We start from the raw sequence: 15,058 nt of genomic DNA on the forward strand, positions 1-15,058 counted from the left end.
AATCGCCAACTGGTTGAAGCGATGATCAAAGTGAAGGCGCTAAATAAGATCAACACCCTTGGTCTGCCTAAATATCAGTAAGTTAAGTGAGTTTATTAGAGAGCTGCATTTGATCAACAAGGCCCTTTCATTAGTGAGGCATTAGCAATCTTATTATTAAATAAATGAGCGCCCGTTAAATTTGCTCGATAGAAGTTGCAGTAAGAAAGGTTATAGCCCTCTTCATCATCCTGTTTGATTAAGTTAAGCCCAGAAAGATTTGCTCGCTTTAATTGTAACCCTTCTAGTAAGCCTCCTTTTTTGGCATAGCGTTCTAATTTTTGGGTTAGATCTAGCCCTGATTTATCAAATTTACTATCATGCCAAAAGCAAAATCCAGAGCCCATATCTGTTTCTTGGCACTTGTTACCTGTTGGTGAGGTATAACTACAACATGGTTTGTCAGGCATAAGGATGAAAACTTATTTGTGAGTCATCTTTATAGATTAGCAGCTATTTAGCAGGGTAAAATGGAATCTCTCATTTTTTTATTAATTGAATTGGCTTACTTTTGTTGGATTACACCCTAAAGCGCAGTAAACGCAGAACAACCGTGGCAATTAAAGTTGCTGAGCAGAAACTCACTGTGTATGCGCCTTTTTATGTTCCACAAACTGAAATAGATGCCTGGCTAAACACTAAGCAAGATTGGGTCGCTGAACAAATAGCAAAGCAATCTATGCAAGCTGAGCGTCGCCAATTGCCATTAGTAAACGCCACTATTAAGTTGTTTGGGCAAAACGTCCCAATAGTATTCGGCAAAGGCCCGAAAAACACTTGGCAACAAGATGCGCGGCCTCAGCTTACCTTACTAATATCATCACGTGTCAAACATCAAGAGGCTAACTACCTCGCTTTGCTTGAGCAGTTTATGCATGAAAAGCTTGAGAGCTATATCGAAATGCGAGTGCATGATTACTGCTTGCAAATGTCTGAGACGTTGCCTACAAAGCTTAAAATTCAACATTATAAACGTCGCTGGGGCAGTTGTAACAAACGCCGTGAGCTGACTTTTAATTTACATTTAGCAAGTGCGCCAACCTGGGTGATTGATTATGTAGTTGTCCATGAGCTTGCGCATCTTTTACATATGAATCATAGCGCTAAGTTTTGGCAACGTGTGAGCCAGTTTTATCCAGACTATAAAAAAGCAGAGCAATGGTTAAAAGCGAATGGGAGCAGTTTGAGTTGGTAGATTAAGTTAGCGAGAGTAAAGCTAGAAAGAGTAAGAGTGGTGGAGGGAGCTGGATTCGAACCAGCGAAGGCTGAGCCGTCAGATTTACAGTCTGATCCCTTTGGCCGCTCGGGAACCCCTCCACACAAATTTTTACTATTGCATTTGGCCCCACTTCACTGAGAAGAAAAGTGGTGGAGGGAGCTGGATTCGAACCAGCGAAGGCTGAGCCGTCAGATTTACAGTCTGATCCCTTTGGCCGCTCGGGAACCCCTCCAATGCAACGGCGCTGATAATAGCAAACTGATTATTTAAGTAAAGAAAAAAACTAAAGAAAAATGCATAAATGCCGATAACTGGTTAATCAAGAAACTATTTGGCTAAAGACTATGCAAATTGATGGTTTGTTGCTCACAGAGAGTCAACTCGATAATCGTCTTAATAAAAGTGTTCACGAGCACCGCTCTGGAGAGTTTGCTTTATTACTCGCAATGCTTTCTCATGATGCGCTCGATTTTAGCCAGTTCCACCTACCAAAAACTGAATTAAGCAATCCTGAAGTATCTGAGTCTGCTCTGCGTACTGAATTAGGTGCTGGTCCTACACAACCATTAGCTCCCGAACAGTTTGATATGCTAATTGGGCAAGAAAATGCATTTAGACTATTGCAAGGTGGTTTATCAGATATAAAATTACGTCATTGCTTAAATCCAGAGCCTTTGAATGTTCGTGATGATAAGCAACATGTGCCGCTAGAAGTGATTGATAACTGTGAGCCAGCAGTTAGAAAACGCTTTTATGAAAAAAACAAACCCGTTGAGCGCCCACAAATCGACGCTGCCGCATTTTATGATAGTCTTACTAATGAGGCGATACATCAACCTCTGCATTTGGCGACAGCTTAGCATTCGAGGCTTAATCGAATTGTCATAGACTATGAATAAACTTAATAAAAAGTACAGCTAAATTAAGATGCGCTTGTTATAATAGCAGTCTATGGCTTAATGCCATTGTCATTGAACCAAGTTACTAGGACTATAATGAAGAAAACATTCACGCTAAACCACGAGAAAATTAAATACCCTCGTATGGTTGATGCAGCCAAGCACGAAGTAAAAAAATACTTGAAACGTGAGCGTAATAAAACACTCCCAGCAGGTGCCGACTATTGGGCGTTTGACTGTAAGTTTGGTGAATCAGCGGATGAGGCCAATGTCGTTCACGTGGCAGAGATTAATAAATGTATTAGCGATATTGAAGCAAAAGAGCTTACATCGTTTTATGTTGAAATCTTAGCGCGTCCTGCACAGCGTCAACATCAAGAGTTTGACGAAGAGTAATACGAATATCAGTTCGCAGTAATACTCTAAAACAAAAAAGGGCCATCAGGCCCTTTTTAGTTTTAGTAATCAATTATCGCGCAAACGGATCGGCATTTATTTTTTCTATGTACCAATTGCCTTTTTTACGCATCATTTTCACACTGCGCATATCATCAATTTTCTTACCATTAAAATAACCCGTAAAAATCAAATTGATGTTGGCTTTATCGCCATACTGTTCGCGCAAGCTCATGTTAGTCATATCGACTTCAATCACCACTTCATCGTATTGCATATTGACTAAGTTGCGAGCGAACTGCCCAGCGGTACCATAAGATTTCATAATTCGCGCCATTTTCGGCGTGGCGTATTCCATCGCTTTATTTAAATCGTTTTGGTTATACAAAGCATCAAAATAGAGGGTCGCTACGTTACCAGGGGTGTTTTTTTCACCTTTTGGTGCATCTTCAGAGCCGCAACCAGAAAGAATGCTGCTACTTAAAAGGATAAAAATTAAAAGTATATTTTTCATTGTTGTAGTTTTTCGAGTGAACTTAAAATAAAGTGTGTGACTAAATGAGCATGATGTAAAGTTAACTCGGTAAAATTAATAGTTTTATTTATTTTGGATAATAAAAAAGGATGCATGTTTGCATCCTTTTTAAAAACTAAGAGATTCTTGGTGATTACTGAACAAGCTCTTTATCGCTGAACTCTTCAGCAAATAATGGGCTTGATAAGTAACGCTCAGTTGCACTTGGTAAAATTACCACAATGTTTTTGTCTGCGTTTTCAGGTTTTTCAGCAAGGCGCTTTGCAGCAACTACTGCGGCACCTGAAGAAATACCCACTAAAATGCCTTCGTTTTTCATCAGTTCATGAGCCATGGCAATGGCATCTTCATTTGATACTTGCTCTGCAGCATCTACAACTTCTAAATCAAGGTTGCCAGGGATAAAGCCTGCACCGATACCTTGGATTTTATGAGGGCCCGGTTTAATTTCTTCACCAGCTAAAGTTTGGCTAATAACTGGCGAGTTAGTTGGTTCAACAGCAACCGATTGTACATTTAAGCCTTTCTCTAGTTTAAGGTAACGGCTAACACCTGTAATAGTACCACCAGTACCAACACCTGCTACGAAAATGTCGATTTTTCCGTCCATTGCTTCAAAGATTTCAGGACCTGTTGTTTCAAAGTGAATTTTTGGGTTAGCTGGGTTTTCGAACTGTTGTAAAAGAATGTACTTTTCAGGCTCACTTGCTTGAATTTCTTTTGCTTTTTGAATTGCGCCATTCATGCCTTTAGCGCCATCAGTTAAAACTAGGTTAGCACCTAACGCTTTTAATAATTTACGACGCTCAAGGCTCATTGTGTTAGGCATAGTTAGAGTTAGTTTGTAGCCACGAGAAGCCGCTACAAATGCTAGTGCAATACCTGTGTTGCCTGAAGTCGGCTCGATTAACTCTTTGTCTTTAGTTAAGACACCTGACTTTTCTGCTTCCCAGATCATTGAAGCACCAATACGGCATTTAACACTGAAGCTTGGGTTACGTGATTCTACTTTAGCAAAAACATTACCTGATGTTACGCGGTTAAGCTTTACAATTGGTGTATTACCAATCGTTAATGAATTATCTTCAAAAATGTTAGACATACTGTTCCCTTGGAAGCAATTTATTCAATCGTGATCAATGAGCTTAGGCTATTGATCTGTAATAGTCACACTTTACTGTGGTGAATAAAAAACGAAAGTAAACTTTGGCTATAACATATAGCGAATAGGCTTAGATACCCAAACCATCTCAAGGTGCGAGTTTCAGTTGGAATTAATATAGTTTAGGAACAAGCAAACAAAGTAAGGGGAGGGCGCACCAAAAGGTGCGCTAATAGGGTCTTAAAGCAACCAAGCGTAGCTAAACTTGGCAAATAACGTACGCTGCTCTTTAGTCATTGATGACAGCTCATCATCTTGATAGCCATTATCAGAGTAACCAGCAAAGAATACAGTTTGCGGGTTCAGCTTGTAAGAATACAGTAGCTGAGTGGCTAACTTTTTATATTGGCTATCAACATCATCTATGTAATTAGCCTGATTGCGTTCTAAATCGGTATAAATGACTGCAAGGCGTAAAAAGCTATTCACGTTGAATTGGTAAGTTAAACGCACATCACTTAAATTGGCGGTAAATACTTCACTGCCATCGGCTTCAAGTTGCTCATAAGTATGACGTAAACGCACTTCAAAATGCTTACCAAGGTTCATATTCAGCACAGGGCGTATATGGAACTTATCACCAACGCGGTTATTAGCTAAATCAACGGCATTACCTGTGTACATATATAAAGAAGCAAATACCCCAGCGGTGGGTTTAAAGTCACTGTACAAGCCAACGCCATTTTCGCTAAACAAGTCGGTGTTGTCGTCGATATCTAAACGTGATTTGTCGTGGCGAAGGCCAGTGCGATTACGATGCTCAACAGAGACCTCAAAAAAGCTTTGTAACGGGCCGCTGACTGAAAAGCTGGTTTGTGCTTCTTTTTCGAGAAGTTCATTATTTTCGTTGTGAGTAATATCCCAATCGGCATAAAGGTTTGCGCGATTCCACCAATTACCTTTATCACCATACCAACGGTATTCACCCCCAGTCGTAAACTTCTTAAAATCAACTTGTGAGATAAAACCTAAGTCTGCTCTCAAATCGGCATCGCGATAATTATAATCGGCAAATGCGCGCCAATATTTCTCGTCATGTTGATACTTTACGTAGTAACCAGTGCCTGATTGCTGTTCTTTACTCAAAACACGCAGTACGCCTTCGTTGTAGTCGCAGTCACTATTTAATTCACAGCTTACTTGCTCTGGCTGTGAGCAGTTATCTCCATCACATAACTCATCTATGAAGTCTTGGCTGTATTGCGTTTGTGACTTTAATACTTGCACTAAAAAAACATCGTTGACTGTTGGTTTGTATTTACTATCAATACTGTAAACCGTGTTCTTGTAGTCATCACTTTGTCTGTGTGTTGCCGTTGAGCCAAGTGATAATCCTGATTCAAAATCGTATCGATAACGCAGGGCACCGTTTTCACCTTTTTCGTCGAGGGCGACAAGCGATGAACCTAAATTGCCCGGGATCAACACATTTGTTTGTGTGTCATTGGCAATGAAACCGGCAAATGTATGGCCATTTTTGCTGCCGGTGATTTTCGTGCCGTAATCTGGCTGGGCAATATTACGGGTATGAATAAGGTTAAGTGTTGAGGCAAAGTAGTCAGCGTTATCTAAAAAGAAGGCACGCTTTTCAGGGAAGAATAAACTAAAGTTATTGTTCACGCTCAATTGTGCGACATCCGCTTCGACCTGAGAAAAATCAGGATTAATCGTCGCATTTAAAGTAATGTCTGGGGTGATCCCCCATTTAACATCTAGGCTGGCTTCAGTATTGTTCTCTGACTCCCAATCAGCTACTTGAGAGCCATCAATATCACGGGTCTCATTTTTGCCAAGCACCAAAGATGGAATAATCGCTACGTTATTGCCTTGCTTTGCTTGTTCAAAGCCTTGGTAACTTGGCATTTGGCAAATCCAACAATTGTTCCCGTGGTCAATCTGCATATTTGAGATACGTAACCGTTCACTGCGCGGTAAAAAGCGTAAAAACTCTATTGCCATCGTTTTAGTCGCTACGCTGTCGTCAAAATTCAATACGCGTAATGGAATGGCCACTTCAACGGTATAGCCTTTATCATGAATAACACCGACGCTATCCCAAATACCATCCCATGATGAGCTTTCTTGCTTGGTTAGTTCATTTTCTATTGAGTCTTGCTGTACGCCAAGAGGATTAATAAAAAATTGATAGGCTAATTGAGAGTTATTGTATGAATCTATTTTTAGGCCAACTAAGTCATCATCCCAGGCGGCATCACGATCACGATAAAAGGCGCGAATAAGTTCAGGGTTCGGATCTCTCGCTTCAAAGCCTACATAGAGTGTTTCGCCATCCTCATAAACAAAAGCGTAGGTGGTGACGGGGCTTTTACTGTTTTCGTAAGGCCAAGTAACGTTGCCTATGGTAATTTTTTTGGCACGTTGCCAACTTGGTTCATTAAGCTGGCCGTCGATTGTTGCCTGCTCTGCAATAAAAGGAAGGGTGACAGGCTGGCTGGTGGCCAAGCTGGTAAAAGGCACGCTCAATAGAGCGGCACTTAACATTGATTTATACATAAGCACTATACGGGTATTCAAAACTGCGAGCATGTTATTAATTTGCAACTTTGTTAACAAATGCAACGCGACAGGGCGCATATATTTACGTTCAAATTAGATTCTAACAAGCTGTGGTGGTAATTTGCGCAGTTAAACGTTAATTTGGCTGTTTTATAACAAAAGTAAACTAAAACGTGGTAAAAGATTACCACCTAAAAATTGAAGTGATCGTTATGAATTTAATTCTAAAATTAATTGCTGGTATTGTTGCCGGTATTTTAGTGGGCTTATATGTGCCACTAACAGGTGTTGAACTCCTTTACACAGTAAAAGAAATAATAGGTCAGTTGATCACCTTTACCATTCCGTTAATTATTTTATTTTTTATCGCATCAGGTATTGCTGGTTTACCAAAAGGGTCTGGTCATTTGTTAGGGAAAACAGTTGGCTTTGCATATGGTTCAACCGTTATTGCCGGCACCTTAGCATTTTTACTTGTCAGCGCTATGATCCCATTGTTTGATGGCGGTTTAACGTTTGAGGCTGAAGTTGCTACCGAAGTAGGTAGCTTTATCGATTTAGAAATTCCACCTCTAATGAGTGTCATGACAGCACTTGCTGCGGCGTTCATTTTTGGTATTGGTATGAGCCAATTACAGCTTGATACGTTAAAGAAAGTATCAGATCAGGGCCGTGATGTGATTGATGGCTTACTAGCAAAAGTAATTATTCCTGCGTTACCTTTCTACATTGCCGGTGTTTTCGCGGAAATGACAGTTGCTGGCACCGTGGTTGATACGCTACAAACCTTTGGTATTGTTTTGCTAGCTGCATTAATTATGCATTGGCTATGGCTAACTGTTTTATATGTATCTACAGGCCTTTTACTAAAGCGTAATCCATTAGAGCTTGTAAAAAATATGCTACCCGCTTATTTTACTGCTTTAGGTACAATGTCGAGTGCAGCAACAATTCCTGTTTCGCTTCGCTCAAGTAAAGCAAATAACGTAAAAGAAGATGTGGCTAACTTTACAGTACCTTTATGTGCAACCATCCATTTATCGGGCTCAACAATTACGATTGTGACATGTGCAATGGCTGTCATGTTCTTATCACCGAATATGGATGTACCATCGTTATTTGGTATGTTGCCATTTATTATGATGCTAGGCGTTGTAATGATTGCTGCGCCTGGCGCACCAGGTGGGGCTGTTATGTCGGCATTGGGTCTTTTAACAAGTATGCTTGGTTTTAATGAAGGTGCGGTTGCATTAATGATTGCACTTTATTTAGCACAAGATAGCTTTGGTACTGCCTGTAATGTAACAGGTGATGGTATCATTGCCCTATGGGTTGATCGTTTCAGCGAGAAAGCATCAGCTTAAATTTAATTAGTGAAACGATATTTTGATTTATCGTTTCACTTTTTCTGTGCTAATGTGGCACATTAAATTGTGCAAAAGCAGCTATTTGGTTATTTGAGGGTGTTCCATTGATTAATGTACTTTTAGTTGATGACCATGAACTTGTACGGACAGGGATCAGACGTATACTTGATGATGTTCGCGGTTTTAAAGTGGTGGGTGAAGCTAAAACCGGTGAAGAAGCGGTGCAATTTTGCCGTCAACATTCACCAGATATCGTGTTGATGGACATGAATATGCCAGGTATTGGCGGTTTAGAAGCGACAAAGAAAATCTGTCGTTATTGCCCAGATGTAAAAATTATTGTGCTTACTGTGCATTGTGAAGACCCATTCCCAAGTAAAGTAATGCAAATCGGTGCACACGGTTATCTGACTAAAGGTGCCGGTTCTGACGAAATGGTTAACGCCATTCGTGCAGTGAATGCAGGACAACGTTATATTGCGCCTGAAATTGCGCAGCAAATTGCGCTTGCCCAGGTAAGTGGGCGAACAGATGAAAACCCTTTCCAGAGTTTGTCTGAGCGTGAGCTGCAAATCATGCTGATGATCACTAAAGGTGAGAAAGCGCAAGACATCGCAGAGCGTTTGAACCTCAGTTCAAAAACGGTGAATAGCTATCGCTATCGCATGTTTGAAAAGCTAAATGTAGGGGGGGATGTTGAACTTACCCATTTAGCAATTCGTCATAAAATGATCGACATTGATAGCTCGCATTAATTTGCTCAATGTCTGATTTCGAACCAGCCCGTTTTTTAAAAACACTATCAAGTGAGCCCGGTGTCTACCGAATGCTTGATAGTGAAGGGCAAGTTATCTATGTCGGTAAGGCAAAAAATCTAAAAAAGCGTGTCAGTAGTTACTTCCGTAGCAATGTAACTGATAGTAAAACGCGTGTCTTAGTCAGTAATATTTGCGGTATTGAAGTCACCCTGACTAACACCGAAACCGAAGCCTTATTACTCGAAAACAATCTAATAAAAAAATATCAGCCTCGTTATAATATTTTGCTGCGAGATGATAAGTCATATCCATATATTCTGTTAACTGATCATAAGCACCCACGACTTGCTTTTCATCGTGGTAGCCGAAAAATTAAAGGCGAATATTTTGGTCCATTCCCAAGTGCGGGGGCGGTTTCTGAAAGTTTGCGTTTAATGCAAAAAATTTTTCCGGTTCGCCAATGTGAAGATGCCTATTATCGAGCGAGAAGCCGTCCCTGTTTACAATATCAGTTAAAGCGCTGCTCAGCACCGTGTGTAAATAAAATCTCCGATGAAGAGTACCAACAAGAAGTTGATTTTGTCCGTAAGTTTTTGCTGGGTAAATCTCATGAAGTTATCGCCGATTTAGTCACAAAGATGGAGCAAGCAAGTAAAGAACTTAAATTCGAGCTTGCGGCCAAAGTCCGTGACCAAATCATGTTGCTTCGAAAAATGCAGGAGCAACAATCTATTTCAGGTAATCATGCCGAAATGGATGTAGTGGGTTTTGCGCATTTAAATGGTTTAAATGCGGTTCACTTATTAATGATCCGCGACCACAAAGTGCTAGGCAGTAAAACTTATTTCCCTAAAGTACCAAAAGACTCCGGTGAAGAAGAAATTCTAACCTCGTTTTTAGGTCAATATTATTTAGCACCCGGTGCAACGGGGCGTATTGCCAAAGAAATTATCTTACCGTTCAGTATTGAAGAAAGTGAGCCATTAAGTGAAGCGCTTACGGCTATCTCTGAACGTAAAGTGAGTTTAAAAGTTGCTAATCGCGGTGAGCGGGCACAGTATTTAAAGCTTGCTAATAAAAATGCCCTTAATAGCATTAGTGTTAAGCAAAGCACGCAGGATTCAATCAACAAACGTTACGCACGATTAAAAGAAACATTACGCCTAGATGATATTAATCGCATGGAATGTTTTGATATCAGCCATACAATGGGTGAAAACACGGTAGCAAGTTGTGTGGTGTTTGATTCGCAAGGGCCTAATAATAAAGAATATCGTCGATTTAATGTTACTGGTATCACCGGCGGTGATGATTATGCTGCGATGGAATTTGCACTTAATAAACGCTACAACAAAGTAGTCGATGAAGAAAAAATTCCAGATGTCATCTTTATCGATGGTGGTAAAGGTCAATTATCTCGTGCTGAGCAATATTTTGAAAACTGGCCGCATAATAAAATGCCATTGCTGGTGGGTGTTGCAAAAGGTACTAGTCGGAAACCAGGTTTAGAAACGCTATTAATTGATGGCGGACGTAAAACAATACCACTTGATTCAGATGCACCAGCGCTGCATTTAATTCAGCATATTCGTGATGAGTCGCACCGTTTTGCCATTGCAGGGCATCGTAATAAACGACAAAAACAACGCACACAATCATTGTTAGAGGAAATTACCGGCGTTGGACAAAAGCGCCGACAAGCATTATTAAAATATTTAGGGGGCATGCAAGGGGTAAAAGCTGCTAATATAGACCAATTAAAACAAGTTCCTGGGATCAGCCCTGAAATGGCTGAAAAGATATTTAATCATTTGCATGACAAGGCGTAGCCTTCGTGCGAATATAGTAAAAAAAAGACATCTCCAAGTAGTTATGTGGAATATTCCAAACACACTCACAACCTTTAGACTTTTTCTTATCCCCATTTTTTTGGTGATATTTTATTTGCCTTTCTCATGGGCGTTTTTCGCAGCTGCATTTGTTTTCTGGCTTGCGTCAATCACAGATATTCTGGATGGCTATCTAGCGCGTCGTTTAAATCAGTCAACGCCTTTTGGTGCGTTCTTAGATCCTGTCGCTGACAAAGTAATGGTGTGTGCAGCACTGGTTGCTTTATCAAGCCACTACCAAAGCTTGTATATGACTATTCCGGCATTAGTGATTATTAGCCGTGAAATTGTTATCTCTGCCTTACGCGAATGGATGGCAGAGCAGGGTAAACGTGACAACGTAGCTGTATCAAACATGGGCAAGTTTAAAACTGCGGCACAAATGCTAGCCATTATTGGTTTGATCTGGCAGTTTGATACATGGATGATCTACTTAAGTTATGGCCTTTTGTACGTCGCAACATTCTTAACGCTTAGTTCTATGTTGCAGTATTTAATAGCGGCATGGTCAGAATTGACCAAAAATTGATCCTAAACGTTTAATTACACACCGTTTTAGATAAAAAATAAGCAAACAGTTCAAAACTAGCATTTTTTATATTGACGCGTTTAATAATCTCTGTAGAATGCGTCCGTGTTGAGAGGGCATAGCCCCCAAGATAAAGAAAGCGGCACTAGCTCAGTTGGTAGAGCGCAACCTTGCCAAGGTTGAGGTCACGAGTTCGAGCCTCGTGTGCCGCTCCAATTATCTAATTTGGCGGAATGGCAGAGTGGCCATGCAGCGGATTGCAAATCCGTCTACCTCGGTTCGACTCCGGGTTCCGCCTCCATTCAACACTCCACGCGCTCTATGAGCAACCCGATGCCCGGGTGGTGGAATTGGTAGACACAAGGGATTTAAAATCCCTCGCTGGTAACAGCGTGCCGGTTCAAGTCCGGCCCCGGGCACCATTTGTGGTTAACTACAGTACCAAATGTGGTTATAAAAATGATATTAGAGTTAATATGATGCGGCACTAGCTCAGTTGGTAGAGCGCAACCTTGCCAAGGTTGAGGTCACGAGTTCGAGCCTCGTGTGCCGCTCCATATTAGCTTTATCCACTTGCTTTTAATAGCAAACCCGATGCCCGGGTGGTGGAATTGGTAGACACAAGGGATTTAAAATCCCTCGCTGGTAACAGCGTGCCGGTTCAAGTCCGGCCCCGGGCACCATTTAAACTTAAATAGTTTAATGGATAAAGAAACAAATTTGCGGCACTAGCTCAGTTGGTAGAGCGCAACCTTGCCAAGGTTGAGGTCACGAGTTCGAGCCTCGTGTGCCGCTCCAATTATTTGGAAGCGATAAGGCGGAATGGCAGAGTGGCCATGCAGCGGATTGCAAATCCGTCTACCTCGGTTCGACTCCGGGTTCCGCCTCCATATAATACTCCACATGCTCTTTCGAGCGACCCGATGCCCGGGTGGTGGAATTGGTAGACACAAGGGATTTAAAATCCCTCGCTGGTAACAGCGTGCCGGTTCAAGTCCGGCCCCGGGCACCATTTACATAAAATACCTCTTCTCTATTTCATTTTTATTTCTTTTTTTAATCTCATCAAATTATTTTTTTATTGCCAAAATAGCTTTATAGTTTCCTTAGTCTTTTTAAAACAGCTAACGCGTTTTCAAGTTTTCAGCACTACTGAATTCACTAAATAGGATCAAGGAAAGAGAATGGAGCAATTTAAACGTGGCTTAAATCAGTTCTGGGTAGGCGCAGTGTTTGGGCTTTGTCTAGCGATATCGTTAGTTCTTATTCCTGTTGCGATTATTATGTCGCACATTAACGACGTTCTGAAAATTCATGAGGTGAGCGTGCTTGTTGATAAAGTATCGACGGTCTTCGATAAATCAGAGCAGGCAATTAGTAATGCGAAAGCGGCGCTAACCGATTTTGATAATGACGTGGTGATGGATATGCTTAATGCTGTGCAATCTTATCAGCAACAATCGCAGCCATTACTAACCGCAGAGCAAAAACAAGCATTAAAAGCGCAAATTAAAGGGCAACTTGTTACTAAGCTTGAGCTCAAACTTAACGAGCAACAAATTACATTTATCATGTCTGTTTTCGAAAAGTTAACAAATACAAAAAAGGGAGCACAAACGCTCCCTAAATAAGAATTTACTTAACTAGATTATTTACGCCATGCGCCTTTAGGAATGGTTTGATCTAGCTTTTTGTTTTGCGAAGGATCAAAAGTAGGTAATTTACCTGCCTTACGTTGGGTGTTGTAATCCTTCGCGAGCCAAATAACGACGCCCGATAACATAAACAAAGCGATGACGTTAACGATAGCCATTAGACCCATAGAGACATCGGCAAGGGTCCAAACTAATGGTAATTCTCCAAGCGCACCAAACATCACCATACCAAGTACCAGTAATCGGAAGATCAACATACCCGATGCATGGTTATGCTCTAAGAACAATAAATTGGTTTCGGCATAAGAATAATTAGCAACAATCGAGGTAAATGCAAAAAACAAAATTGCAATTGCAACAAAGGTGGCACCCCAGCTACCAACATGTTCTTCAAGGGCAGCTTGTGTTAACGCAATGCCAGTCACACCTGAATCAGGTATAAGCTGTTGTGATAATAAAATAAGGGCTGCAGTTGCAGTACATATAATAATTGTATCTACAAATACGCCGAGCATTTGTACATAACCTTGTGAGGCTGGGTGCGGTGGGTTAGGTGTTGCCGTTGCAGCAGCATTTGCAGCGCTACCCATACCAGCTTCATTAGAGAATAAGCCACGCTTAATACCCTGGATCATGGCCTGCATTACACCATAACCTATTGCACCCGCACCCGCTTGCTCGATACCAAAGGCACTATTAATGACATGCATAAATACATTAGGTAATAAATCGTAGTTTATGGCACATACATAAAGTGCAACTAACAAATAAGCCAGTGCCATAAATGGCACAACCATTTCTGCAAAACGTGAAATAGTTTTTAAGCCACCAAAAATGATAATACCTGACCCTAATACTAAGCCGATGCCTACAACATAGTTTGGAATACCAAATGCAACATTAAATGCAGCAGCAATAGAGTTTGATTGAACAGCATTAAATACCAAGCCAAAAGCAAGAATAAGGCAAAGAGAAAAGATCACACCCATCCAGCGTTTGCCCAAACCATATTCCATATAATAAGCAGGGCCACCACGAAAGTTGCCATCTTCATCGACCGTTTTATATGCCTGAGCAAGGGTACTCTCGGCAAAACTTGTCGCCATACCTATTAATGCAATAAGCCACATCCAGAAAATTGCACCGGCTCCGCCTAAATAAAGTGCAACGGCAACACCTGCCATATTACCCGTACCAACTCGTGCAGCTAAAGAAGTACAAAAAGCTTGGAATGAAGAAATGCCATCGCCAGAACCTTGGCGGCTCTGAAACATTACTTTGATCATATGTGGGAATTGAGTGAATTGAATAAAACCGAGTCGAAGAGTGAAAAATAGCCCCGCAGCTATTAAAAGGTAAACCAGAATGTGACCCCAAAGGAGACCACTTATACTATTTATAATGTCTGTCATTTTTCTTGCCTTGTGAGCGAGTTGAAAATCTGCGGCGCAAGTTACCATATCAAGCGAGGAGAGTTTAGTTATTCTGCTAAAAAACATCAGTTACCCACAGGGGTTTGTGGGTAACTTGTTTGCATTTGGTGGGTATGTGATTAATTTGAAAATATTCAAAAAAACCTTCAAAAAGTGCTTGCGTTAAAAATCCATCTCCCTATAATGCGCATCCACTGACACGGCGGGCAGCAATGAAAAGCGCTGAACCAAGGTGACACAGAGTTAAGTAAAACTTCGGTTTAAAACGGTCTAAAAAGAAAGTTTAAAATTAAGTGTTGACTCAAAAAATTAAGGATGTATTATACGCATCCCTAGCGACAACGTCGCAACGTTCTTTAACAATATAAAGCAATCATCTGTGTGGGCACTCGTACAGGTTGAGTTCTAACAGCGAAGCTTAGTTTACTAAGTGGAGCAAACAAATTTAGAGTCTCAATTTCTTATGAGTGACTATATAGTCAATTCGTTTTGATTTTACTTTTTTAAAAAGTAGAAACAAACAATCAGAATTTATTGAGCATGGTTTGAAGTTTACTTCAAACAAAAAACTTTTAATTGAAGAGTTTGATCATGGCTCAGATTGAACGCTGGCGGCAGGCCTAACACATGCAAGTCGAGCGGTAACAGAGAGTAGCTTGC

12 protein-coding genes, 10 tRNA genes, 1 rRNA gene and 1 pseudogene are annotated in these 15,058 nt (G+C 40.9%); 17 read left to right on the plus strand and 7 right to left on the minus strand.

Annotated elements, in window-relative coordinates; all coding sequences use genetic code 11:
* Positions 1–125: 125 nt before the first annotated feature.
* Positions 126–449 (minus strand): annotated as a pseudogene (locus tag L1266_RS20670) (pentapeptide repeat-containing protein); the annotation flags it as partial.
* Between the two features lie 104 nt (positions 450–553).
* On the opposite strand from L1266_RS20670, the gene L1266_RS20675 reads away from it, so the two are divergent.
* Positions 554–1,234: a M48 family metallopeptidase gene (locus L1266_RS20675; RefSeq protein WP_054553652.1), complete on the plus strand. Its 681-nt coding sequence runs from the start codon at positions 554–556 to the stop codon at positions 1,232–1,234.
* Positions 1,235–1,271: 37 nt separating this feature from the next.
* Here the strand turns inward: L1266_RS20675 and L1266_RS20680 are convergent.
* A tRNA-Tyr gene (locus L1266_RS20680) sits at positions 1,272–1,356 on the minus strand.
* Positions 1,357–1,405: 49 nt separating this feature from the next.
* Positions 1,406–1,490 (minus strand) — tRNA-Tyr (locus tag L1266_RS20685).
* Positions 1,491–1,602: 112 nt separating this feature from the next.
* On the opposite strand from L1266_RS20685, the gene L1266_RS20690 reads away from it, so the two are divergent.
* Complete coding sequence (locus tag L1266_RS20690) at positions 1,603–2,118, plus strand: VC2046/SO_2500 family protein (protein ID WP_054553651.1); 516 nt, start codon at positions 1,603–1,605, stop codon at positions 2,116–2,118.
* 135 nt (positions 2,119–2,253) lie between these two features.
* Complete coding sequence (locus L1266_RS20695) at positions 2,254–2,553, plus strand: DUF6172 family protein (protein ID WP_054553650.1); 300 nt, start codon at positions 2,254–2,256, stop codon at positions 2,551–2,553.
* Between the two features lie 73 nt (positions 2,554–2,626).
* On the opposite strand, the gene L1266_RS20700 is transcribed toward L1266_RS20695, so the two are convergent.
* The 3 genes from L1266_RS20700 to L1266_RS20710 all read right to left on the minus strand — a co-directional run bounded on the left by L1266_RS20700 (position 2,627) and on the right by L1266_RS20710 (position 6,764).
* Positions 2,627–3,067 (minus strand): hypothetical protein, encoded by a 441-nt coding sequence (locus tag L1266_RS20700; protein WP_138618601.1) that lies wholly within the window; start codon positions 3,065–3,067, stop codon positions 2,627–2,629.
* A gap of 154 nt (positions 3,068–3,221) precedes the next feature.
* The gene (gene cysK / locus L1266_RS20705) at positions 3,222–4,190 is read right to left on the minus strand and encodes a cysteine synthase A (protein WP_054553648.1); all 969 of its coding nucleotides are present in this window, start codon (positions 4,188–4,190) and stop codon (positions 3,222–3,224) included.
* 240 nt (positions 4,191–4,430) lie between these two features.
* Positions 4,431–6,764 (minus strand): carbohydrate binding family 9 domain-containing protein, encoded by a 2,334-nt coding sequence (locus L1266_RS20710; RefSeq protein ID WP_235378274.1) that lies wholly within the window; start codon positions 6,762–6,764, stop codon positions 4,431–4,433.
* A 215-nt stretch (positions 6,765–6,979) separates the two neighbouring features.
* On the opposite strand from L1266_RS20710, the gene L1266_RS20715 reads away from it, so the two are divergent.
* The 13 genes from L1266_RS20715 (at position 6,980) to L1266_RS20775 (ending at position 12,941) form a co-directional block, all read left to right on the plus strand.
* On the plus strand, positions 6,980–8,131 hold the full coding sequence (locus L1266_RS20715) for a dicarboxylate/amino acid:cation symporter (RefSeq protein ID WP_054553767.1): 1,152 nt from the start codon (positions 6,980–6,982) through the stop codon (positions 8,129–8,131).
* 107 nt (positions 8,132–8,238) lie between these two features.
* Positions 8,239–8,889 carry a UvrY/SirA/GacA family response regulator transcription factor gene (uvrY, locus tag L1266_RS20720; RefSeq protein ID WP_054553647.1) on the plus strand — a complete coding sequence of 217 codons (651 nt, stop codon included), beginning with the start codon at positions 8,239–8,241 and terminating at the stop codon, positions 8,887–8,889.
* A gap of 8 nt (positions 8,890–8,897) precedes the next feature.
* Positions 8,898–10,721, plus strand: a complete 1,824-nt coding sequence (gene uvrC, locus L1266_RS20725) for an excinuclease ABC subunit UvrC (protein WP_235378275.1) — start codon at positions 8,898–8,900, stop codon at positions 10,719–10,721.
* A gap of 43 nt (positions 10,722–10,764) precedes the next feature.
* A complete protein-coding gene (gene pgsA, locus L1266_RS20730) occupies positions 10,765–11,310 on the plus strand; it encodes a CDP-diacylglycerol--glycerol-3-phosphate 3-phosphatidyltransferase (RefSeq protein WP_054564017.1) in 546 nt (181 codons plus the stop codon).
* A 139-nt stretch (positions 11,311–11,449) separates the two neighbouring features.
* A tRNA-Gly gene (locus L1266_RS20735) sits at positions 11,450–11,525 on the plus strand.
* A 12-nt stretch (positions 11,526–11,537) separates the two neighbouring features.
* Positions 11,538–11,611 (plus strand) — tRNA-Cys (locus L1266_RS20740).
* A 34-nt stretch (positions 11,612–11,645) separates the two neighbouring features.
* Positions 11,646–11,732, plus strand: a tRNA-Leu gene (locus L1266_RS20745).
* A 59-nt stretch (positions 11,733–11,791) separates the two neighbouring features.
* Positions 11,792–11,867: transfer RNA gene (locus tag L1266_RS20750), tRNA-Gly, on the plus strand.
* Between the two features lie 39 nt (positions 11,868–11,906).
* Positions 11,907–11,993 (plus strand) — tRNA-Leu (locus tag L1266_RS20755).
* A gap of 39 nt (positions 11,994–12,032) precedes the next feature.
* A tRNA-Gly gene (locus tag L1266_RS20760) sits at positions 12,033–12,108 on the plus strand.
* An 18-nt stretch (positions 12,109–12,126) separates the two neighbouring features.
* Positions 12,127–12,200 (plus strand) — tRNA-Cys (locus L1266_RS20765).
* Positions 12,201–12,235: 35 nt separating this feature from the next.
* A tRNA-Leu gene (locus tag L1266_RS20770) sits at positions 12,236–12,322 on the plus strand.
* A gap of 172 nt (positions 12,323–12,494) precedes the next feature.
* Entirely contained in the window at positions 12,495–12,941 is a 447-nt protein-coding gene (locus tag L1266_RS20775) for a hypothetical protein (protein ID WP_235378276.1), read from the plus strand.
* 17 nt (positions 12,942–12,958) lie between these two features.
* Here the strand turns inward: L1266_RS20775 and L1266_RS20780 are convergent, their stop codons facing one another.
* Positions 12,959–14,377: an alanine/glycine:cation symporter family protein gene (locus tag L1266_RS20780; protein ID WP_194442807.1), complete on the minus strand. Its 1,419-nt coding sequence runs from the start codon at positions 14,375–14,377 to the stop codon at positions 12,959–12,961.
* Between the two features lie 594 nt (positions 14,378–14,971).
* On the opposite strand from L1266_RS20780, the gene L1266_RS20785 reads away from it, so the two are divergent.
* Positions 14,972–15,058: ribosomal RNA gene (locus L1266_RS20785) — 16S ribosomal RNA — on the plus strand; the annotation flags it as partial.

Source organism: Pseudoalteromonas sp. Cn5-37 (assembly GCF_021532495.1).
GTDB classification, from domain to species: domain Bacteria; phylum Pseudomonadota; class Gammaproteobacteria; order Enterobacterales; family Alteromonadaceae; genus Pseudoalteromonas; species Pseudoalteromonas simplex.

Excerpts from the sequence above, each read along its gene's own strand:
- L1266_RS20690 (WP_054553651.1), top strand. The coding sequence starts at position 1,603 with ATGCAAATTGATGGTTTGTTGCTCACAGAGAGTCAACTCGATAATCGT.
- L1266_RS20695 (WP_054553650.1), top strand. The coding sequence starts at position 2,254 with ATGAAGAAAACATTCACGCTAAACCACGAGAAAATTAAATACCCTCGT.
- pgsA (WP_054564017.1), top strand. The coding sequence starts at position 10,765 with ATGTGGAATATTCCAAACACACTCACAACCTTTAGACTTTTTCTTATC.
- L1266_RS20715 (WP_054553767.1), top strand. The coding sequence starts at position 6,980 with ATGAATTTAATTCTAAAATTAATTGCTGGTATTGTTGCCGGTATTTTA.
- L1266_RS20710 (WP_235378274.1), bottom strand. The coding sequence starts at position 6,764 with ATGTATAAATCAATGTTAAGTGCCGCTCTATTGAGCGTGCCTTTTACC.
- L1266_RS20780 (WP_194442807.1), bottom strand. The coding sequence starts at position 14,377 with ATGACAGACATTATAAATAGTATAAGTGGTCTCCTTTGGGGTCACATT.
- L1266_RS20775 (WP_235378276.1), top strand. The coding sequence starts at position 12,495 with ATGGAGCAATTTAAACGTGGCTTAAATCAGTTCTGGGTAGGCGCAGTG.
- L1266_RS20700 (WP_138618601.1), bottom strand. The coding sequence starts at position 3,067 with ATGAAAAATATACTTTTAATTTTTATCCTTTTAAGTAGCAGCATTCTT.
- uvrC (WP_235378275.1), top strand. The coding sequence starts at position 8,898 with ATGTCTGATTTCGAACCAGCCCGTTTTTTAAAAACACTATCAAGTGAG.
- cysK (WP_054553648.1), bottom strand. The coding sequence starts at position 4,190 with ATGTCTAACATTTTTGAAGATAATTCATTAACGATTGGTAATACACCA.